Raw genomic sequence first — 21,073 nt, forward strand, 5'->3', positions numbered from 1 at the left:
AGGGCAGAGAGTCGGGGCTGTCGCCCTCCGCTCTCTGCCCTCCACGCTTCTCTACAGCTCACCCCGCGCGAAGGCCGTCATGATGCCCGGCGCAGCCGTGTCGAAGCCCACGACATCCAGCATGTCGGCCCGATCCTTGTCGGCGATGGTGAACTCGGTCGCGGTCATGCCGACCACGATCAGGCGCGCGCCGATCCCCATCGTCTGACGGTACTGGTCGAGCGCGACCGTCGGATGGACGTTCCCCGCCCAGGTCTCGTTGTCGGTGTACACCACGAAGGTATCCACCGGCACCTTATTCTTCGCTGCCCAGAGCATCGGCAGGGCGCAGTCGGTGCCACCCATCGGGATCTTCGACATGGCTGTCATCACGTCGTCCAGCCGCTGGCGGGCGCTGAGGGTCAGCGGGGTCAGGCCGGGCGTGCCGCCGCCCCAGCGCCCACCGTAGCCGCCGCCCGCCGCGCTGAACGCCAGGGCCGAGTACGCCGGTTCCGTGCGGGCCGTGACCAGCGCCATGGCCGCCGTCGCCTTCAACGGGCTCAGGCCCGGTACGCCGCCCACGGTGCCCATGCCCATGCTGCCCGAGACGTCCAGACCCAGCAGGACGCGCTTCCCGGCGGGCTGCACCGCCCCGAAGGCCAGGTAAAACGCATCCTGAAGGGCGTCCACGACCTGCGGAACAGGCACCCACTCGCCCTTGCCCTTCACGCCGCGACCCTGCGCGTACACCAGATGTGCCTTCAGCGCGTCCAGCGGGTGGATGCGCCCACGCTTCAGCGCGTCCGGGTCGGTCACGCGGTTCACGACCTCACGCACGATGTCGCGGTCGTTCGCGGTCAGCACGCCCACGCGGCCCAGGTTGCCCAGGTTCCGCAGCAGCCACGTCAGCCCATTCGTCTGCATGGCTGCGCGGTACACCTCAGCGCCGCGCAGGTGGGTGGGAATCGCCTCGATGGGCAGGCCGTAGCCGCGCATCAGGATCGCGGCCTCCTTGTCCGTGGTCACGCGCTGGGCCAGCAGGTGGCCCTCGATCACGCGCAGGGCCGGTTCGCTGATCTCGCCCGCATCCGGCAGCACGCCATCCACCATGAACTTCAGCACCGCGTTGCGGCCCGCGTCCGTGGTCTTCGGGTGCGCCTTGCGCAGGGCATCGGCCTGGCTCCAGCCGTCGCGGGCCTTGTACTTCACGGCCCACAGCGCCAGCTTCTCCACGCCCACGTCCTCGTACACGCGCGCCACGCCCCGGCGCGTCAGGCGACCCCAGCCGCCCAGCGCGTCCGCGAACGCCAAGAAGTGCAGCAGCATGGTGCCCGTGCGCGCTACCTCAGGCAGCACGTCCCAGGCGGCCTTGCGAACCGCCACCTCCGGCGCGGTCTTCGCAATCAGGGCCAGCACCAGCAGCGCCGGGTTGGGCTTCGGCGCGCGGCCCGCACGGATCACGTCCAGCGTCACGCGCAGGGCTGCGCCCGCGTCGAGCTGCACGAAAGTCTTCACGAATTCCGTCGCCTGCACGGTGTGTGCGCGCTCAGTCGCGTAGAAGGTGCCGCCGTCCGTGCCCAGGATCAGGAACCGGGTCAGGCGCGCCTCGTCCGACAGGGCGTACACGAAGCCGCCCGTGTGGTTCACGACCTGGCGGGAATCGAGCCGCTCGGTCTGCGTGCGCTTCAGGGGATTGATGGCGTTCAGGTAGTTCTTCATGGATGCGGCCCTCCTGTTCAACCGGGCGAGTGGGTGGAGCGCTGGATTCGCCAGCGGCGACGGGGCACGGGCGTGCCGGGTGGTGACCTGGGCAGGACTCGAACCTGCGCCTCCCTGCGTATGAAACAGGTGCTCTGCCGCTGAGCGACCAGGCCTGGTGAATCGGGTGGGCCTCGACCCACGACCCCTCGCTGAAGAGGCGAGTGCTCTACCCGCTGAGCTACCGAAACGTGACGGGCCAGTTGTGGCCCTGGTGGAGGTGGAAGGAGTCGAACCTTCGGCCGCTCGCGTATCAGACGAGTGCTCTGCCACTGAGCTACACCTCCGTGATGAACCGGATGGGCTCCAGGCCCACAACCCTCTGCCTATCAGGCAGCCGAACTGCCAATCGAGGGATAGGAACAGGGTGGGGAGAGCGGCGGGAATCGAACCCATGACCTCCGCCTTCACAGGGCGGCGTGCAGCCGTTACACCACACTCTCCGTACTTCAGATGTTCTTCCCCGAGCCGGTGACCCGGCCTCCAGATCGCGGTCTGTGTGGTGGACAAGGGGAGACTCGATCTTCCACTCTTCCCTGTGCAGGAGGGACGCGCTGCCAGTGGCGCTCCAGGCCCAGATGGTTTGAACGGCAAGGAGTGAAGGTGCGACCTCCTGAATCCGAATCAGGCGTGCTGCCGCTGCACTACGTCCAGATGGTGGCTCCGGGAGCAGGGATCGAACCTGCGACGTCCTGCTTAACAGGCAGGCACTCTGCCACTGAGTTATCCCGGAATGATGGCGAACCGGGCAGGACTTGAACCTGCGGCCTCCCCGTTCGTAGCGGGGCGCCCTTCCAGCTGGGCTACCGGTTCGTGTGGTGGAACGGGTGGGATTCGAACCCACGACCTTCGATAGGTAGTCGATAAGCCTGCACGGTCGGCCCAGATGGGCAAGGTGGTGTGGAGGCGATGCTCTACCGCTGAGCTACCGTTCCATGTGGTGTGGAGCTGGGCGGGGATTGAACCCGCGACCTTCCGCCCGGGCAGACGCTCTAACCAGAAGCCTCTGCGGTCGGCCCGAAAGGCGAGGAGAAGCGGAGGCACATTGAACTGAGCTACCAGCCCCGCGAAGGGGAGTGGGGGACGGGCGGGATTCGAACCCGCACTGAACATCAGCCTCAGACAGCGGCCCACGCTTGGGCAAGTGGCGCTGAGGTATAACCTCGCGGTCACGTTTGTGCTGCCATTGCACCACCGTCCCCACGGTGGATGGAAGTGAAGCGGCGGGGCGGGATTCGAACCCGCGACCCATCGATTAACGGATAACCTTTCGCTGTCGGCCCACAGGTGGGCAAGGTGTCGCCAAAGGAAACGCCCTTTCGGACAGTCAATTGCTCTGCCAATTGAGCTACCCGCCGCGTGTGGTGGATGGGGTGGGACTTGAACCCACTTGCCTTACGGCAAACGATCTACAGTCGTCCGCGACTCGCCGTCTTCGCCGCCCATCCAGGATTTCGGGTCTGGGTGAGGAGGGAATATCGGGTCTGGTCGGGATGGCACTGATGATCTCGCTGGAGTCGCGTGATGCGGCCGGCCCATCCGAGAGGGTTCAGTTGTTCAGGCTGTTTCATATGCGTACCTCCTGTGTTGGATTTGGGTTGGGTGTCTGGATTCGAACCAGGATCACCACTAACGCTCGTGCGTCGGCCCAGGTTGGGCAAGCTGTGCGGAGGGAACGAGACACCCACTAGAGTCTGCCCGCGCTGGGGCTGGTACTCCGAGTCGGATTTGAACCGACACTGACACGCTTCTGAGGCGTGTTCCTCTGCCGAATTGGGATACCGGAGCATAGCGAGACCTTGGGAAATGGGTCGCAGGGTGGAGCAGGCTGGACGGAATTGCACCGCCGTCACCCGGCGGTTGCCGGGCATCTTGCTGACTAGAAGAAACCTGCGTGTGGCGGGCGGTGGAGCAGATGGACAGACTTGCACTGTCGTCTACCCGCTGGCAGCGGGGCATCCTGGCTGCTGGACGACATCTGCGTGGTGTGGTCGGGCGAGGAATGAAGGTCGGAGTGGGAGTCGAACCCAGACCCACGCGGGTGGGTCATCGCCGGAGATAACCGAGCCTTCTTCGGCCCAACCGGGCTGAGTGGGAAGAACTGCCGGGCAAGGGTCTGGTCACGGATCGGGCCACTTCAATGCCGGGAATCGAACCCGGAGCCCTCGCTGAAGGCTTCCGCCCGTTCGCCCCCATGGGGGACGAGGTGTGAAAGAACCGTGGCCGGTCGGCCCGGAAGTTGCCCTGTACTGGCGATTCCAGCCGGACTCGAACCGGCGTAGTCCCGCAGACAACGGGGCGTCCTGACCGCTGAACGATGGAATCATCCTCCATGACGGAGGGGTGGTACTCCCAGCCGGAGTTGAACCGGCGTTTTCTGGGTGAAAGCCTGATGTCCTGACCATTGGACGATGGGAGCGTCATGAAGCTGTGGTCGGGCAAGTGTGCCGCTCAGGGTGGTTGACCGTGACAGGGTAACCCTGGGCGTTCGGCCCGGCCGGTGGGAGCGGGGTTCGCCCTCCCCTGCCATGAAGTGTACGGGGAAGGGTGAGCGGGGCACATTCGCCGGGTGGCGTAGGCGTGATGTACGCCATACGGCGAGGGCCGGAGCACATCAGCCCCGGCCCGCTGCACGTGCGCCGCTTATTCCAGTGTCACGAGGTAGTCGTACAGATCCGGCCCGCCAGCGTGGGCCTCGACCTCGACCATGGGGAACGCGGCGCTGATCTTCGCCGACAGCGCGTCCAGGTCGTCCGGCGTTTTCTGCGGGCCGCCGAACACGGTCACGACCTCCTGTCCGGCGTAGGCCCTGTTCAGCATCTCCAGCACGCTGTCCTCGGGCGCACCTCCCGCCTGGACGAGTTCGTCGTCCTTCAGCCCGATCACATCGCCCTCCTTGATGTCCAGCGTCTGACCCTCTTTGGTCGTGATGTTGGTGGTGCGGCTGGCGCGCGTGACCTCGAAGGTCGTGACGTTCCCGGCCCCCTCGGTCATGGCGTCCTTCAGATCGTCGGCGTCCATGTCCGCCTGGAAGGCCAGCGCCGCTCCGATGCCCTGCCCGAGCGTGCGCGTGGGAATCACGACGGCGCGGCCGTCCATGAGTTCCATGGCCTTCTCGGCGGCCATCAGGACGTTCTTGTTGTTCGGCAGGATGATGACCTTCTGGGCGCTCACGGAGCGCACGGCGTCCACGATGTCCTGCACGCTTGGATTTGCCGTCTGCCCGCCGGACACGATGCGGGCGCCCAGGCTGCGGAACAGTTTCACCAGTCCGTACCCGTTCGCCACGGCCACCAGTCCCGACGGCGGAACCTCCTCCTCGGCCTTCGCGGCGGCGCCGGTCATGCCCAGGATTTCCGTGTGCTGCTCGGACATGTCCTCGACCTTGGTCTTGAGCATCTTGCCGTAGCGCCCGACGGTGGCCAGCAGTTGATCTGGTTCGTTGGTGTGGATGTGGCCCTTCACGTACCCTTCCGCGCCCACCACCAGCAGGCTGTCCCCGAAGGGCGTGACCAGCTCGCGGATCTTTTCGATGGGCTCGGTCGCTTCCGACATCAGGAATTCGGTGCAGAAGCCGAACTCCTCGTTCTCGAACTGCTGCTGCGCGTAGCTCGTGATCTCCGGCGCGGGCGGCAGCGCCTCACCGCGCAGCTCGGCCAGCATGCCCTCGACCAAGTACAGGTAGCCCTGGCCGCCGGAGTCGATCACGCCCGCCTGCTTCAGCGCCGGGAGCATCTCGGGCGTCTGGTCGAGGAGTTCCTGCCCCTTGAACAGCGCGTTCTCCAGCACCTCCTCGATGTCGCTTCCCTGCGCGCCCTCGGCCACGCCCCGCGCGACGGTCAGGATGGTGCCCTCGACCGGCTTCATCACCGCGCCGTAGCCGGCTTTCTGAGCGGCCTGGAGGGCCCGTCCCAGCAGCGCCGCGTCCACAGTGGCTGCGTCCCGGATCGCCTCCGCAAAACCCTTGAGGAGTTGCGACAGGATCACGCCACTGTTCCCCCGCGCGCCCAGCAGCGCGCCGTAACTGATCGCGCGGGCCACGCTGGGCATGCTGGTCTGCTCGCAGGTGTCCAGCTCGCGGCGCACGGACTGCATGGTCAGGTGCATGTTCGTGCCCGTGTCGCCGTCCGGCACGGGGTACACGTTCAGGGCGTTCACCTGCTCGCGGTACACGCCCAGCCAGTCCGTCGCGTAGCGCAGCATGCGGGCCAGATCTGCCGGCTGCAGGGTGGTGTGGCGCTCAGACACGTTGGACCCCCACGGCGTGCACGCGGGTCGCGGCCAGGTCGATACCCGCCTGGGTCTTCACGGTGTGCATCACGCGATCCACGATGTTCTGCGCCACCGTCGGAATGCTCACGCCATACGCCGCCACGATGAACAGATCCGCCGTGTACTTTCCGCTGTCCTTGCCGATCACCACGCCCTCGCTGGCATTCGCGCGGCCCAGCACGCGGCTGATGCCCTCGCGCAGGTTCGCGGGGGCCATGCCCACCACGCCGGGAATCTCGTGGGCCGTCAGCCCGATCAGCGAGGCGAGGGCCGCCTCGGTTATGTGTATGGAGCCGCTCACAGTAAGGGCGAGTATACGGGAGGCCACCATCGGGTTCTGGCCCTGCACGGATCTGCACAGTTCTGACGACACGCGGTTGTGACGGCACAAGAAAACCGAACCGCGCGGGGGGATCCCGGTCGCGATTCGGTTCAGTGGGTTTTGGGTTTCTCCGGCGGTGTGCGCGTCCTGATCACATCGCCGGATCGAGTTTTCCCGTGAGCATCAGCTGCATGCGCTGGCCGATGCGTTTGTACAGCGGGGGGGCGAAGTGCTCGCCGAAATCGCGGGTGGCTTCCTCGGATCCGACGTCATGGCCGTACTTCTGCGTCAGGAAGTAGCGGTGGTCCATGATCCACAGGTACAGGTCGGCCTCGGTGCGGCCGGGGAAGCGGAACATGACGTGGTGCAGGTCGAGGTTCTCCACGATCCGCAGGTAGAGGCGGGTGTACCAGCTCTCGACCGCCTCTTCCCAGGTCACGGGTTCCTTGCCTTCTGCCGCGCGTTTCTGGTTCAGGTAGTACTCGCGGGTTCGGATGTGCTCCAGCAGTTTCTCGTAGCGGCCGGGAGTGGTGAACAGGATCTCGCGGTGCTCCGGGAGGATGCGGTCGAGGTCGGTGGCCTTCAGGAACTGGGCGTACTCGCCTTTGATGATCAGGTCCTTGAGGGTGTCGCCCTCGTCGGGCGGCACGGTCACGTTCAGTTCGATCACGTAGGCGTCGATGAACTTCTGGCCCTGGCGGCGGGCGACCGACACGCGGTGGTTGCCGTCCTTGACGAAGTACAGGTCGCCGACCTTGTACACCTGGATGGGCGGGAGTTCCTTGCCGTCCAGCTGGGCGCTGCGCACGCCGATCCAGCGTTCGTCGAGGTGGGGTTCCTTGGGCAGGTAGTGGCGGTCGAATTCACGGTAGCGGTCGACGCTGCCGATGATGTGATCCACGGGAATGGTCTGGATGCCGAGCTGGTGCTCGCCTTCGGGGGCCAGGTGCTTGACCCAGTCGAAGGGCAGCAGCTCGTTCGGTTGGCGGCGCAGCACGGCGACCATGTCGCGGATATCGCTCATGAAGCGGGCGCGTTCGACCTCGTGCCGGGCGGCGGTGCGGTGGTGAAGTGAGGACATGCGGCGTACTCCTTGCGCCGGATACGGCCGGGGCCGGGGGCGCGGGTGGTGCCGGGGCATGTGCGGACTGGGGAAAGGTGATCACCCCGGTCTTGGTGTTGATCTTACACCAAGCCCCTTGCTTAATTCTGACGGTTCGGGTCAGTTTCGTGTCAAGCACAGACAAGTGACCGAGTATGAATAAAACCGCTACCTCCTCACCTCACACCGGGTCATTTGTCATCGTCCAATTGGGGCATGCTTGGCAACTTCTTCAAAAAACCGGCAGACAACATGGGGGGACGCGTGCCGCCCGGTCAGACGCTCACGACCCGCTTTCCTGTCCTGACCTACGGCCCCACGCAGCATTACCGGCCCGAAGACGTGGTCATCCGCATCAGTGGTCTGGCGCGCGAGCAGACCTTCACGTGGGCCGACCTCCTCGCGTTGCCGCAGACCACCCTGACCTACGACATCCACTGCGTGACGCACTGGAGTAAGTTCGACACCACCTGGACCGGCGTGCGCGTCACCGACCTGATGGAACACCTGCAGCTCGAGCCGGGGGCCACACACGTCATGCAGCACTCGGTCGGTGGGTACACCACGAACCTGAGCCTGGACGATTTCACCCGGCCCGAGAACCTGCTGGCACATACATTCAATGGCGAACCGCTGGACGCCGAGCACGGAGGCCCGCTTCGGCTGGTCGTGCCGCACCTGTACTTCTGGAAGAGTGCCAAGTGGTTGACCGGTCTGGAGTTCATGGCCGCCGATAAGCCCGGCTTCTGGGAAGTGAACGGCTACCACATGCGCGGCGATCCCTTCAAGGAACAGCGCTACGACGACGACAAATAAGGCGCAGCGGGCAGGGGACTCCGAGCCCGGAGCGGCAGACCTGACCGGCGGTGGGGACTACCTCGTGCCGGATGTGCTGGAACCCGGCCTGACGCTGCTGCTGGTCGGAACCGCGCCCAGCCGGATTAGTGCGGCGGCGCGGGCGTACTACGCCAATCCCACCAACAAGTTCTGGCGCGTGCTGCACGAAGTCGGTTTGACCCCACGCCAACTCTCGCCGCACGAGTACCCGCTCCTGCCCACCTTCGGGATCGGCCTGACCGATGTGGCCAAGCGGCACAGCGGCGTGGACGCCGATCTGCCGCCGGGTGCGTGGGAACCGTCGGAACTGCGGGCGAAGATCGCCCGGTACCGCCCCGCACTCGTGGCCTTCACCAGCAAACGCGGGGCGTCCGAGGTGTTGGGCGTGCCGACCGGTCGCCTGCTGTACGGCCCTCAGGTTCAGCTCCTGGAGGGCGCGGAGGTGTGGGTGCTGCCCAGCACCAGCCCGCTGGGACACACGCACTTCCAGCTGGAGCCGTGGCACGCGCTCGCCGCGCGGGTGGCCGCCCTGCGCGCCGGCGGATAGGTCACCCGGCCCACCCCCCACCCGCGGCCCCCCCGCCAGTGGGGGAAAGGCAGGCATCTGGAAGAATGGCGCGCATGACGCACGCCTTCGCCGTGGATCTGCGCGGCCTGATCGACCTGCTCAGCGAGCACCTGTACGCCGGCCCGGAGGTGTACATTCGGGAACTCATGCAGAACGGTGTGGACGCCATCCGCGCCCGCCTGGCACTGGACGGTGAAGCCTTCGCGCCCACGCTCGAGTTCGCCGTGCAGGACGACACGTTGACCTTCACGGACAACGGCGTGGGCCTCACGCCGGAGGACATCCACACGTTCCTGGCCACCATCGGACGCAGTTCCAAACGGGGCAGCGTGGAGTTCATCGGGCAGTTCGGGATCGGCCTGCTCGCGTGCTTCCTGGTCAGCGAGCGGATCGAGGTGGTGTCCCGCTCGGCCAGTGGGACGCCGCCCCTGCTCTGGGTGGGCCACGCAGATGGATCGTACGCGCTGGCGGATGGCCCGGACGACACGCCCATCGGCACGCGCGTGATCCTGCGCGCCCGCGCCGACCGCGCCCAGTACCTGTTGGCGGATCGGGTGGCCGCGTGGGCGGGCGACTACGGCGCGCTGCTGCCCTACCCGATCGTGGTGCAGGAACCGGGGCAGCGGACGACCGTGAATGCGCGCGGCGCTCCGTGGCTGGATCACAGCGCCGGCGAGGACGCCCGCCGCGCCGCCGTGCTGGCGTACGGCGAGGCGCTGCTCGGCACGCCACCCCTGGCGTTCGTGGACATCCACACCGAGGCAGGCGACGTGCGCGGCGTGGCCTTCGTGCTGCCGTGGACACCCACCCTGGAGGCACGCGGGCAGCACCGCGTGTATGTGCGGCACATGCTGCTCTCCGAGGAGGAGGCCCAGCTCGTGCCGAAGTGGGCGTTCTTCGTGAAGGCCGTGCTGGACGCCGGGGGCCTGCGCCCGAACGCGGCGCGGGACGCCCTGCGCGACGACGCCGTGCTGCACGCCGCGCGCCGCGAGATCGCGCAGACGCTGCGACGCTGGCTGATCGACCTCGCCGAGCGTACGCCCGACACGCTGCGGCACCTGATTGCGCTGCACTACCTGAGCATCAAGGCGCTGGCCGCCGAGGATGATGCCTTCCTGGAACTGTTCCTGCGCTGGCTGCCCTTCGAGTCCAGCGCCGGGCGGTTGACCCTGCCGGAAGTCCTGGCGCACGCGGGCGGGGCCGAGGTGCGCTACGTGGCCGACCTGAACCTGTACCGGCAGGCGGCGCAGTTGGCCGCACCGGGCGGCCCACCGGTCATCCACGCCGTCTACACCTACGACGCCACGCTGCTCGAGCGCTACGGCGCGCTGCACCCGGAAGTGCAGGTGAGCCGCCTGGACGCCAGCGACCTGGTGCAGGAGCTCACGCCCCTGACGCCCGCAGAGCGCTCGGCGACGGCCGAGCTCCTGACGGCCGCGCGCGATACGCTGGCCGCCCTCGACGCCGACGCCCGCCTGAGCCGCTTCGAGCCGGCCGCGCTGTGTGCCCTGGCCTTCCCGCGGGCGGGCCGTGACCTGCACCGCACCCGCGAGACCGTCGCCAGCGGAGCCGGCGGTGGACTGTGGGCGGGCCTGCTGGACGACCTCCAGGCCGACGCGCCGGACGGGTACGCCACCGAGGTGCACTTCAACCTGAACCACCCCCTGCTGGTGCGGGCGGCGCAACTGCCCGACGGCCCGCTGTTGCGCCGCGTGTTAGGGATGTTGTACGTGCAGGCGCTGCTGCTGGGCCACCACCCCCTGACCGCGCGGGAACTGGGCCTGCTGAACGGCGGCCTGCTCGACCTGATCGGCGCGGCGCTGGACGGCCCGGACGCCGCCACGCCCTCGACCATCCACCTGAACTGACGGGAGCGCCGCATGGACATTCACGAACTGCTGGAACGCGCGCAGGAGCTGCCGCATGGCCCGGAACGTCTGGCCATGGTCGAGGAGGCTGTGCGCGCCGCCGACCTCGCACAGGACGGACGCGCCGGGTATGAGGCCCGCAAGGAAATCATCTACAGCGCCGATTACGCGGGCCAGAGCGAGAAGATGCTGGTCGCCTTCGCATGGTGCCGCACGTATCTGGACGCCCACCCGGACGACTTCGGGCCGGGGGAACACCGCAGCCTCGCGTGGTACCACAAGTGGGTCTTGATCGCCGGGCACCACTTCCCGCAGATTCCCCTGGAGCGTCTCCGCGAGCTGCACGCCGATTACGCCCGGCGGGTGCAGGCAATGGGCTATGGAGCGGGCACCGTGCCGTACTTCCGGCTGAACCTCGACATGCACCGGGGCGACGCCCAGGACGCCCGCGTGGCCTTCAACCTGTGGCAGTTCGCACGGCGGGACGCGCTGAGCGACTGCCCGGCGTGTGAGGCGCAGACCATCGCCGACTACCACGAATTCCTGGGCGACGACGAGGGCTGCGTCGCGCAGGTGGAACGCATGATCGCGCGGCGCCTGACCTGCGCGCACATTCCGCACTCCACGCACGGCATGGTGTTGCCCGCCCTGCTGCGCCTGGGCCGCTGGGACGACGCGCAGCGCCACCACGAGCAGGGCCGCGAGCTGGTCGCAGGCGACCCGGATCACCTGACGCCGCAGGCCCGACACCTGGAATACCTGAGCGTGACCGACCCGGACGCGGCGCTGGCGTGGTACGCGCGGCACCTCGGGTGGGCCGAGCGCACCAGCGAACTCGACGACCGGCTGGATTACCACCTGGCCGCCGCCCTGCTCTTTCAGCAACTGGGCCGCGCCAACCGGGAGCAGGTGACCATCGCCCTTCCACAGGAGGTGCCCGGTCACCGCCCGGACGGCACCTACGACGTGCAGGAACGCCACGCGTACCACGCGGCGCAGGCCACCGCACTGGCCCGGCGTTTCGACGAACGCAACGGAATGGAGCACCACGTGGGCCGCCTGACCCGCACCCTGGCCCTGGGCGACCTGCCGCGTCCCGGCGTGTGAGCGGCCGTCCGGACGGGCCGGATGGTGGCTTGGAACGGAACGCCGGGTGCCCGGGCCGCGTACCCTGAAGCATGGCTCCCCGCGTCACGACCCTCCTCACCGTGGCCCGCACCGGCACCCGGGTCGCGCGTTACCTGATCCGTCCCGCCGTCCGCGAGCCGCTGCGGCCGGATGGCTGGGGCCTGGAGACTCTGCCTCCAGCGCTCGCCGTGCGCCGGAGTCTGACGTCGGCCCGGCGGGCGGCCGGTCTGGGGGTGCTGACGCTCGTGGGGCTGGTGGGCGCATCTCTGCTGGCCCTGAGCACCGTGTTCCTCGGCGTGGGCGCGGCCTCCGGCAGTTACGCCGCCGTCTGGGGACTGGTCTTCGTACTGCTGCTGGGCGTGGCTGGAGCCGTGTGGCTGGCGCGGCGTGTCTCGGCCCTCATGCGCGACCCGGCACACCTTCCCGGCACGGCCGTGGTCGCGTCCGCCGATCTGGACGCGCTGGCCCGCCTGCACCGCGCCGCCCGCGCCCTGCCCGCGCCGCGGCGCGTCGCCTACCGCCGCACGCTGGGCAGCGCCGCCGCCGCCCTGCGCGCCTGCGCGGCCGACACCACCCTGGGCCGCGACACCTTCGACGCCCGGCAGGCTGCCCTGGAGGATCTGCCGGAGCTGCTGCGCGCCTACCGAGCGGCCCCGCCCAGCCCGACCGCCGACCGGGAATTCACGCGGCAGCTCACGCTGATCGAGCAGCGCATGCAGGTCATCGCACGGGAACGCGCCATGCAGCAGGAACGTGACCTGCGCGCGCACGGCCGCTACCTGGACGACAAGTACGGCGATCGCGACCAGTCGTGAATCCCTGGCCCTCCCCCGGCGCATGAAGCGGCCGTGCAGGTTGCGTCAGGGAACCGTGGCCACCGGCGGAGCACGGGGCGCGGCCGGAACCTCACCATGGGGTATGCCCGCTGCCCGGCGTTCCCTGGCCCTCCTGACCGCCGTCCTCCTCTTGCCTCTGACCGCCGTCGCGCAGACCCCACCGTCCGGCGCGGCTGTGGCCGACACCCTGCCGATGAGTCCTGCCAAGTCCAGCCCGGCGCAGGCCAGTGCCGTGCCGGGCGACGCGGCACTGGCCCGTGTGCCCGCCGTACGCGTGCAGCGGGCCGGTGCGGTGGTTCCCGGCACGCCGGCCGAATACAACGCGAGCATCACCGTGCGCTACGGCGCCGCCCATCCTGGCGCGGTGCTGCTGCTGATGCCGGGCTTCCTGGGCGGCGCGGGCAGTTTCGACCGGCTGGCCCGGACGATCGTGACGCTCGATCCGCAGGTGGCCGTCTGGGCGGTCGACCGGCGCAGCAACCTCCTCGAACCTCAGGAACTCCTGGCGCACGCCACGCCGTCCGACCTGATCCGGATCGTGCAGGAGGGCCTGCCCGTCCGGTCACCGGCCAGCGTCCCCTTCATGCGCGACTGGGGCCTGGACGTCACCCTGCGGGACTGGCGGGTGGCCGTGCAGGAAGCCCGCACCCTGACGCCGAACGTCTTTCTCGGCGGCCATTCCCTGGGAGGCAGCCTGACCGGCCTGTACGCCGCCTACGACTTCGGCGGGTACGTGGGCAGCACGGACCTGCGCGGCCTGGTCATGCTGGACGGCCTCCCCGGCGTCCTTGCCGACCGCCCCATGAATGCCGACCAGTACCGGCAGGGTGGTCTGAATGCCCTGGGACCACTACCCGGTCTGCTTCAGCTGGACACGCAGCCGTACGTGGACTCCCTGATCTTCGGGCCGAAACTCGCCGCCCAGGCCGACGCGCAGGCCCGGCTTGCCGCCCTGCACCCGGACGATCCGGCCCCGACGGGCGGGCTGACGCGCTTTCCGGCCACCAACCTCGCGGCGGGCCTGCTGCAACTCGAAGACCGGTACGCCCTGCTGCCCTTCCTGACCCTGCACACGGGAGCGCCCACGAACGCCATCGAGGCGCCCAGTTTCGCCGCCCTGGCCCTGGGCGGCCGCAACAGCCACTGGCTGGTCGGCCCTCAGGACGCGGCGCGCCCCGTCGGCTGGCAGGACGACCCGGCCGCCCCGACCGACGGATTGGACTTCGTGCGCCGGTATTGGACGCCCTTGGCGGATTACAGCGAGTGGTATTTCCCGAACCGGCTTACGTTGGATGTGGCCGCCGCCAGATCCGGCACGCGCGGCACGCCCTTCGAGTCAGACATGCGCGTGTGGTACACCGCGCAGCTGAGCGCGCCCATCCTGGGGATCGCCGCGCAGAACGGCGTGACGCGTGAGGACATGTACCGGGAATACGCGGCGGGTACCCACGCGACCCTCACCACCCGGACGCTGCCCGACGCCACCCATCTCGACATCGTCGCCGCGCGCAGCGATCAGGTGGCCCGCTGGATCCTCGACTGGATGCGTCCGCTGCGCCGCTAATGTTCAGGCCACCTCGTGGGTAAATCTTGCTCAGCCTCACGATCGCTCTCTGACTGAGCCCAGGTGCGTGCCTCGGGAGGTGCTTGCCACCCGCGCAGGTCGGACGGCGGTTTGCATGCACCGTGTCGAGGTCAACCCCAGCACGCGGCCCCTCCCCTGAACGGAGACGGGCATCCCCGAGACAATAGCCACGTCATCGCCGCCCGATCCCGCTGTGTCATCGATGGTCAGGCTGTGGGGCCTTCCCCCGCCAGGGGGGGCCATGGTGGCGACCGCTGGGGGCCGTGCTGGACGGCGTTTTGTCAGATTCATGTGTATTGCGTGTACCTACCCTGAAGGTATGAACGACCGCCACGCCGTCTCACGCTCCCCCGGACGTGGTGAGCCCTTCTCAAGTATGTCTGGCCGGCTCCATGCCCACTGACTTCGGCCTGCGCCTGGACTGGTTGGGCGGCGCTCCAGGCACGGAGCCCCTCACGTCAGCTTCCCTCGCCGGATCTGTTCAGGTCGGCCCGTGGACGGTTCAGCTCGATCTGGACGGCGCGCGGCCCATCGTGAACCCGGTGGCGGGCGTGGTCGCGCTGCTGCACGGGCACCTGTATGGCACGGCAGTGGAAACCCTTCCGGCGCTGTACCGGCAGTACGGCGCGGCGCTGGGCATGCACCTGGAGGGGGCCTACGCGCTGCTGATCCTCGACGTCCGTGACGGGCGAATCAGCGTCTTCACGGACCGCACCGGGTCGCACAAGCTGTATGCCGCGCATGACGGCGACCATGCGGCCCTTGCGACCCGCGCCGACTGGGCCGGATTCCAGCCCAGGCCGCTCGATCCGGCAGGCGTCGCGGCGTACTTGGCAACCGGGAACATGTTCGGCGGCCTGACCCTGCACCGGGGCGTCCGCGCCCTGCCGCGCGCCAGCGTGACCGATCTGGAACGCACACGACTGACATCGCGCGAATACTGGACGGTGGAACCCGGCCCCCTGGGTGGCGGGGTCAGCCCCGATCAGACGCAGGAACTCGCGGAACTGCTGCGCGCGGCGGTCGCCCGGCGCGTTCCGTCATCGGCCCATGAGGTGCATTTGTCGCTCAGCGGAGGCTACGATTCGCGCGGTCTGCTCAGCCTGCTGTCCGGATCTGGGCCGTCCCTCCAGACCTTCTCGTATGCCCTGGGCGATCAGGCGCGCGGCTCGGACACCAGCGTCGCGGCGCGGCTCGCCCGGCAGTATGGCGCGCAGCACACCGTGATCGACGCGTACGGCGGCGACCTGCTGGGCACCGTGCGGCACAACGCGCAGTGGGGCCAGGGGGTCACGCACTTCTGCGACGAGGCCGACGCCTGGGCGCAGCTGGATACCCTGCACCCGACCGACGTGTTCACGGGTGAGCAGCCGTTCGAACTCTGCACCCACCCGCTGAAGACCGTGCCCGAGCAGCTCAAGAACCACCACCTGACCGGGTTCTCGCCCCTGGCGTGGTTGCAGGGCCGCATTCCGGCGCATACCTATGCCACGCTGCGTGACGCGTGGCAGACCGAGCTGGACGTGATCACGGCCCGCACGCTGCGCTGGGAGCACCCCGCGCAGCGTGACCTGATGCTGATGCTCGACCAGCACCTGCCGCACGTGCTGCTGCCCTGGCGCGAGCGCTACGCCGGACACGCCGCCCGCGTGCACACGCCGTTCCTGGACACGCAGGTGCTGGACTTCCTGGGCCGCGTGCCGCTCGACGCTCTGGCCGACAAGGCCCTGTTCCGCGCGGCCCTGACCCATCTCGACCCGCACCTGCTGAATGTGCCCATCGCGGCCAGCCAGGGCTATGAGCCGGACTGGAATGCCGAGCTGATCCGCCAGCAGGACGAGGTGCAGGCCAGCGTGGCCCTGGAACCCAGCCGACTCGACGACCTGCTGAGTCCGGAGCTGATGCTCGGCCTGCTCCAGGGCCTGAGGACACCCTCCCGGAAGGCGAGCCTGAAAGGCAATCTGCGCTCGCACCTGGGCCGCCTGCGCCGCACGCCGCTCGGGACGCGCCTGCTGGGTATCCCGGCCCTGCGGATCGGGCAGGTGGATCATGCGACCTTCCTGATGCGGCTGCTGACCCTGCGCGAGGCCGACCAGATCGTCACCTCCCGCCCCGTTCCGGCCAGCCGGCCTCACCTGGGCCGGCCAGAGATCCCACAGGGAACGTCGTACTCCGCGCCCGCCGGAGACTGAGCTGCCGCAGGTTTGACATCCGGAGCGGATCGGTGGAATCGTCGTGGTCTGGCCGCCAGCGTGTCTCCGCGCGGCCTGGAGGTACTCCATGACCGCGAGCCCTACCGACGCCCCCGCCACGCAGGTGATCGAATGGCGGCGCTGGCTGCACCAGCATCCGGAACTGTCCTTTCAGGAGCACGGCACCGCGCAGTACGTCGAGGATCTCCTGCGTTCCTTCCCCAACCTGAGCGTGTCCCGGCCCACGCCCACCAGCGTCCTGGCCATTCTGAAGGGCACGGCGGGGCCGGGGCGCACCGTGCTGCTGCGCGCTGACATGGACGCCCTGCCCATTCAGGAGGACACCGGCCTGGCCTTCGCGTCCGTGAATCCCGGCGTCATGCATGCCTGTGGGCACGATGGCCACACCGCGATGCTTCTCGGCGCGGCGCGTGAACTCAGCGCCCACCCGGAGGCGCTGCGCGGCGAGGTGCGTTTCATCTTCCAGCACGCCGAGGAACTGTTTCCCGGCGGGGCGCGGGAACTCGTGGACGGCGGCCTGCTGGACGGCGTGGACGTCGCCGTGGGCACGCACCTGATGAGCCCCGTGCCGGCGGGCGTGATCGTGCTGCGCGAAGGTCCGCTGCTGGCCGCGCCGGACAGCTTCGACCTGACCATTCACGGCCACGGCGGACACGCCGCGTTCCCCCACACCACCATCGACCCGGTCGTGATCGCCGCGCAGGTCATCCTGGGCTTGCAGACCGTCATCTCCCGCCAGCGGGATCCGGTGAAGGCGGGCGTGCTCAGCGTGACCACCCTGCACGGCGGTACCGCGCACAACGTCATTCCCGGCGAGGTCGCGCTGGGCGGTTCGGTGCGGATCTTCGACCCGGATCTGCGCGCCGCCATGCCGGAGCGGATGGAACAGGTCGTCCGGGGCATCACCGACGCCTACGGGGCCACCTACACCTTCACGTACCACACCGGGTACGACGCGGTGAATAACGACCCGGCCGTCACGCAGGTTCTGCGCGAGGTGGCCGCCACGGCGCTGCCGGACGTCACCGTTCACCCCGGCGAGCCTCTGATGGGCGGCGAGGATTTCAGCGCCTACATGACCAGGGTGCCCGGTTCGTTCATCCTGATCGGGGCGGGCGGCCCGGACGCCGCGCCGCATCACCACCCGAAGTTCGACATCGACGAGCGTGCCCTGGACTCGGGCACGACGATGTACGTCGCGGCGGCCCGGAGACTGACGCAGCCGGAGTGACCCGATCCAGGGGGTGCCCGGCCTCCTTCAGCGGTTGAGGCCGGGCACGTCGTCCCGCCCACGCGCCACGTCGCGCACCCCCCGCCGCCCGAACGCGTGCGCGAGATCGCGTTCCGGGAGCCGGAGCACGGTCGGGCGGCCATGCGGACAGGCCCACGGGTGCTCGCAGGCGGCCAGGGCGGCCAGCACAAGCTCGCCGCGCGCGTGATCGATCATGCCGGCCTTCAGGGCGGGAGCGCAGGCCAGCCGCGCCAGCACGTCCCGGCGGGGATCCGGCGAGTCGCCCAGCGCGGCCTCCACGATCTGCTCGTGCAGCCGGGGCACGGCCAGCGCGGCCAGACTGGCGGGCAGGGTGCGCAGCCGCGCCAGGCCCGCGCCGAAGTCCTCCAGCGTCAGGCCCCAGCCCTGCAACTGCGGGGCGCGTTCGTGCAGCCGGGCGGTCTGTTCGGGGGTCAGGTGCAGCAGTTCCGGTTCCGGCAACTCCACCGGCGGGGCCTCGCCCAGCCCACGGGTCAGGCGTTCGTACAGGGCGCGTTCATGGGCGGCGTGCGCGTCCACGACCCACAGGTCACCCTCGCCCTGGGCCAGCAGGTACAGGTTCTGGTACACGCCGACCAGACCCAGGTCAGGAAACGAGGTGCCGCCCGCGTCGCGCACGGGCTGGGGTGGGGCACTCAGCGCCGGGGCCAGCCGCGCCAGCGGGTGCGCGGCGAGGGCCGACGCCACGGCCTCACGCACGCGGGCCGCGACGCCCGCCAGATCGGCCAGCGCCACCATCTGCTTGGCCGGGTGGACGTTCGGGTTGTGATCCTCCGGGGCGACCGTCAGGTCGAGCACGCACAGAGGCGCGACTCCTGAGGGCAGCAGTTCCGTGTAACCCTCGATCACGGCCTTCTCCAGTTCCGGCGGAGCCAGTACCGGGCGGCCGTTCACGCTGAAGTGCATGCGGTCACGTCGCGCCCGCGTCAGCTCCGGGCGCGACACCACGCCGCGCACGCCCGGCGCCTCGACCATCAGCACGCGGTTCGCACTGAGCGGCCCGTACACGCTGGCGACCGCGCCTCGATGATCGGCGGGCGCGTGCGTCAGGCGGGCCTCGCCATCCACCGTGACCCGCCAGTGCACACCCGGATGGTGCAGCACGTAGCGGCCCAGCAGCGCCGTGATCTCGCGCACCTCGACCGTGGCCGGGAGCTGGGTGCGCAGGCGCGCGGGCAGCGCCTCGAACAGCCCCGACACCGTGACGGTCGTTCCCGCCGGAGCGGAGACGCGGCCCACGCGCACGTCCTCGCCCTGCGCGTGCACCTCGGCCGCCCCCACCTGCGCGGCCGGTCGGGTCACGAGATGCAGTTCTCCCGCCTGCGCCGCCGCCCACAGCGCCTCGCCCCGGAAGCCCAGGGTAGTCACGCGCTCCACGGCCGCCGCGTCCGGCGCGAGCTTGCTCGTCGCGTGCCGCACGGCCGCCAGGGCCACCGACGCCGCCGGAATGCCCACGCCGTTGTCGCGCACACGCACCACACGCAGACCGCCGTCCTCGACCTCGATCTCGATCCGGGTCGCCCCGGCATCCAGGGCGTTGTCCACCAGTTCCCGCACTACGTCCAGCGGCCGGGACACCACCTCGCCCGCCGCGATCAGGCGGGCCACATGCGGCGGCAGGACGTGAATCACCCGCGCAGCGTAGCGCACGTCCACGAACCGGATTGGGGCATGGATTCCGTCCAGGCGGCCCTGGACGGCTGCCCTACGACCCGCTGTCCGGCGGCGCGACCCAGATGTTCCGGAACTGCACGGCGCTCCCGTGATCCTGAAGCACCACCGGCCCGTCAGACTCCGCCTGCGGTGCGCCCAGCAGGGTACTGACGCCGATGGGCACGTCGTCCTGAACCTTCTCGCCGTTCAGGTAGACGGTCACGCGGGCGTCCTCGGTCTTCTGGCCGCCCTGCCATCGGGCCGCGCGGAACTGGAGATCGTAGGTCTGCCACGTTCCCGCCGGCAGCGCCGCGTTCGAAGTGGCGTCCGTCTGCCCGTACACGGCCCCCAGGTCGTTTCGCCCGTCCAGGGGCTGCCCGAAGGAATCGAGGATCTGCACCTCGTAGCGGCCCTGCAGGAACACGCCGCTGTTGCCCCGATCCTGTTCCGGCAGATCCTCCCGCGTGACCGGCACCTTGAACTCTAGGTGCAGGTGCACGTCCCCGAAAGCCTGCGCACTCCGGACATCGTTGCTGCTGGCCGCATCGCCGGGCACGGCCGTGCTGTTCACCGTCATCACGCCACCCTGCACGGGCCAGTCTGCCGGGCCGCCCGCCCGCGACTGCCACGCATCCGCGCCGGTCGCGTCAGGGCCGAGCAGCACCGTCGCGCCGGCGGGTGGAGGCGTGTACGCCAGGGGTCTCAGGTCGATATTGCGGTAGTACACCTCCGCGCCCTCGGCCTGCAGGGCGATCCGGCCCGAGGTGAGGGGGGAGCCGTCCGGGCCGCGCAGGCCCGTGACCCGCGCGGTCACCTGGCCGTCCACGACCTGCACGGCCTCGTCGCCCGACACGATCATCTCCAGGTCGTTCCAGCCGCCAGCGTTCTCGGGCAGCGGCACGGCACGCTGCACGCGTTTGTAACTCCCGGCCGGAAACGCCGTCGTAAGCGGCTCGCCGAAGGGATCGTAGGCCGGGTCGCCGTCGCCGCCGGACCGGGCCGTGGTGGACAGGTTGACGCCGTTCAGGGCCCACAGATCTCCGGTATTGCCCTCCATGATCTGGAACTCCACCGCACTGGGCCAGATGCCGTCCGGGCCGGTCACGTGGTACAGCACGCCCGCATCCCTCGGCTGGCCCGCGCGGGGCGCGAAGGTCTTGTCTCCCCAGCGGTACTGGAGGCGCAGGCGGTAATCCGAGTGCGCCGTGGTGGTGGTCAGATAACCGAACTCGCGTTCCTGCGCCGTGACCGGAACGTTCAGGACGTGCAGCGCGCCGTTCTCCACCTGAAAGTACCGCTCCGGGTCGCTGCCCGTGCCACGTGCGGGCAGCCACGTCGTCCAGTCGCTCAGGTTCGTGCCGTTGAACAGCGGCGTCCAGACCGTCTGCGGCAGCAGGCTGGCCGCCGGGCCAGGGTTCGAAGCCGGAGCGGTCGGCGCCGTGGCATCGGCGCAGGCCCCCAGGGCCAGGCCGGCGAGCAGCGGGATCGACACCCGCAGCGCCATGGACACTGCCCGGCCTCGGGACGTTCCAGTACAGTCGTTCCGCATGCGATGCCTCCCGCCCAGCGCCAGGGCTAGTGCCTGCGCTTCACTTCATCCACTGTCCGGTACGGAACTACCGTTCCAGTGAGCGCACGGCAAAAGGCCCGCCGGGCTTCATTCACCGGATCTTCAAGGTCGA

14 protein-coding genes, 14 tRNA genes and 2 pseudogenes are annotated in these 21,073 nt (G+C 69.2%); 8 read left to right on the forward strand and 22 right to left on the reverse strand.

Annotated elements, in window-relative coordinates; genetic code table 11:
• Positions 1–51: 51 nt before the first annotated feature.
• The 20 genes and pseudogenes from rsr to E7T09_RS14865 form a co-directional block, all read right to left on the reverse strand.
• On the reverse strand, positions 52–1,698 hold the full coding sequence (gene rsr, locus E7T09_RS14785; protein WP_136389973.1) for an RNA-binding protein Rsr: 1,647 nt from the start codon (positions 1,696–1,698) through the stop codon (positions 52–54).
• A gap of 80 nt (positions 1,699–1,778) precedes the next feature.
• Positions 1,779–1,853, reverse strand: a tRNA-Met gene (locus E7T09_RS14790).
• Positions 1,854–1,949: 96 nt separating this feature from the next.
• A tRNA-Ile gene (locus E7T09_RS14800) sits at positions 1,950–2,024 on the reverse strand.
• Between the two features lie 81 nt (positions 2,025–2,105).
• A tRNA-His gene (locus E7T09_RS14805) sits at positions 2,106–2,180 on the reverse strand.
• Between the two features lie 57 nt (positions 2,181–2,237).
• Positions 2,238–2,313 (reverse strand) — tRNA-Ala (locus tag E7T09_RS14810).
• Between the two features lie 3 nt (positions 2,314–2,316).
• Positions 2,317–2,391, reverse strand: a tRNA-Pro gene (locus E7T09_RS14815).
• 4 nt (positions 2,392–2,395) lie between these two features.
• A tRNA-Asn gene (locus E7T09_RS14820) sits at positions 2,396–2,470 on the reverse strand.
• Between the two features lie 4 nt (positions 2,471–2,474).
• Positions 2,475–2,550, reverse strand: a tRNA-Arg gene (locus E7T09_RS14825).
• 3 nt (positions 2,551–2,553) lie between these two features.
• A pseudogene (locus E7T09_RS21945) lies at positions 2,554–2,672 on the reverse strand.
• Between the two features lie 8 nt (positions 2,673–2,680).
• A tRNA-OTHER gene (locus E7T09_RS21950) sits at positions 2,681–2,803 on the reverse strand.
• Between the two features lie 13 nt (positions 2,804–2,816).
• Positions 2,817–2,938: pseudogene (locus tag E7T09_RS21955) on the reverse strand.
• Positions 2,939–2,956: 18 nt separating this feature from the next.
• Positions 2,957–3,096 (reverse strand) — tRNA-OTHER (locus E7T09_RS21960).
• A 3-nt stretch (positions 3,097–3,099) separates the two neighbouring features.
• A tRNA-Tyr gene (locus E7T09_RS14830) sits at positions 3,100–3,185 on the reverse strand.
• 262 nt (positions 3,186–3,447) lie between these two features.
• Positions 3,448–3,525, reverse strand: a tRNA-Leu gene (locus E7T09_RS14835).
• Positions 3,526–3,644: 119 nt separating this feature from the next.
• A tRNA-Gly gene (locus tag E7T09_RS14840) sits at positions 3,645–3,719 on the reverse strand.
• 268 nt (positions 3,720–3,987) lie between these two features.
• A tRNA-Asp gene (locus E7T09_RS14845) sits at positions 3,988–4,062 on the reverse strand.
• A gap of 19 nt (positions 4,063–4,081) precedes the next feature.
• Positions 4,082–4,156, reverse strand: a tRNA-Glu gene (locus tag E7T09_RS14850).
• Between the two features lie 224 nt (positions 4,157–4,380).
• Positions 4,381–5,940 (reverse strand): DAK2 domain-containing protein, encoded by a 1,560-nt coding sequence (locus tag E7T09_RS14855; RefSeq protein ID WP_136390137.1) that lies wholly within the window; start codon positions 5,938–5,940, stop codon positions 4,381–4,383.
• A gap of 37 nt (positions 5,941–5,977) precedes the next feature.
• On the reverse strand, positions 5,978–6,310 hold the full coding sequence (locus E7T09_RS14860) for an Asp23/Gls24 family envelope stress response protein (protein ID WP_136389974.1): 333 nt from the start codon (positions 6,308–6,310) through the stop codon (positions 5,978–5,980).
• Between the two features lie 172 nt (positions 6,311–6,482).
• Positions 6,483–7,412 (reverse strand): DUF4032 domain-containing protein, encoded by a 930-nt coding sequence (locus E7T09_RS14865; protein ID WP_136389975.1) that lies wholly within the window; start codon positions 7,410–7,412, stop codon positions 6,483–6,485.
• Between the two features lie 237 nt (positions 7,413–7,649).
• Between E7T09_RS14865 and E7T09_RS14870 the strand changes: the two genes are divergently transcribed.
• The 8 genes from E7T09_RS14870 (at position 7,650) to E7T09_RS14905 (ending at position 17,699) form a co-directional block, all read left to right on the forward strand.
• Positions 7,650–8,249, forward strand: a complete 600-nt coding sequence (locus E7T09_RS14870; RefSeq protein WP_136389976.1) for a sulfite oxidase-like oxidoreductase — start codon at positions 7,650–7,652, stop codon at positions 8,247–8,249.
• 64 nt (positions 8,250–8,313) lie between these two features.
• Positions 8,314–8,817 carry a mismatch-specific DNA-glycosylase gene (locus E7T09_RS14875; RefSeq protein WP_168734861.1) on the forward strand — a complete coding sequence of 168 codons (504 nt, stop codon included), beginning with the start codon at positions 8,314–8,316 and terminating at the stop codon, positions 8,815–8,817.
• A 74-nt stretch (positions 8,818–8,891) separates the two neighbouring features.
• The gene (locus E7T09_RS14880) at positions 8,892–10,706 is read left to right on the forward strand and encodes an HSP90 family protein (protein ID WP_168734862.1); all 1,815 of its coding nucleotides are present in this window, start codon (positions 8,892–8,894) and stop codon (positions 10,704–10,706) included.
• A gap of 12 nt (positions 10,707–10,718) precedes the next feature.
• Positions 10,719–11,813 carry a hypothetical protein gene (locus tag E7T09_RS14885; RefSeq protein WP_136389979.1) on the forward strand — a complete coding sequence of 365 codons (1,095 nt, stop codon included), beginning with the start codon at positions 10,719–10,721 and terminating at the stop codon, positions 11,811–11,813.
• A gap of 71 nt (positions 11,814–11,884) precedes the next feature.
• Positions 11,885–12,649 (forward strand): hypothetical protein, encoded by a 765-nt coding sequence (locus E7T09_RS14890; RefSeq protein ID WP_136389980.1) that lies wholly within the window; start codon positions 11,885–11,887, stop codon positions 12,647–12,649.
• A 103-nt stretch (positions 12,650–12,752) separates the two neighbouring features.
• On the forward strand, positions 12,753–14,234 hold the full coding sequence (locus tag E7T09_RS14895; RefSeq protein WP_240741810.1) for an alpha/beta fold hydrolase: 1,482 nt from the start codon (positions 12,753–12,755) through the stop codon (positions 14,232–14,234).
• A 413-nt stretch (positions 14,235–14,647) separates the two neighbouring features.
• Positions 14,648–16,447, forward strand: a complete 1,800-nt coding sequence (locus E7T09_RS14900) for an asparagine synthase-related protein (protein ID WP_136389981.1) — start codon at positions 14,648–14,650, stop codon at positions 16,445–16,447.
• A gap of 88 nt (positions 16,448–16,535) precedes the next feature.
• Positions 16,536–17,699, forward strand: a complete 1,164-nt coding sequence (locus E7T09_RS14905) for an amidohydrolase (protein ID WP_136389982.1) — start codon at positions 16,536–16,538, stop codon at positions 17,697–17,699.
• 27 nt (positions 17,700–17,726) lie between these two features.
• Here E7T09_RS14905 and mutL read toward each other — a convergent pair whose 3' ends face one another.
• Positions 17,727–19,370, reverse strand: a complete 1,644-nt coding sequence (mutL, locus tag E7T09_RS14910; protein ID WP_136389983.1) for a DNA mismatch repair endonuclease MutL — start codon at positions 19,368–19,370, stop codon at positions 17,727–17,729.
• A gap of 73 nt (positions 19,371–19,443) precedes the next feature.
• Positions 19,444–20,940, reverse strand: coding sequence for a DUF1080 domain-containing protein (locus E7T09_RS14915; RefSeq protein WP_136389984.1), 1,497 nt, complete (start codon positions 20,938–20,940; stop codon positions 19,444–19,446).
• Between the last annotated feature and the right edge of the window lie 133 nt (positions 20,941–21,073).

The sequence above is a fragment of the Deinococcus sp. KSM4-11 genome (assembly GCF_004801415.1).
Classification (GTDB): Bacteria; Deinococcota; Deinococci; order Deinococcales; family Deinococcaceae; genus Deinococcus.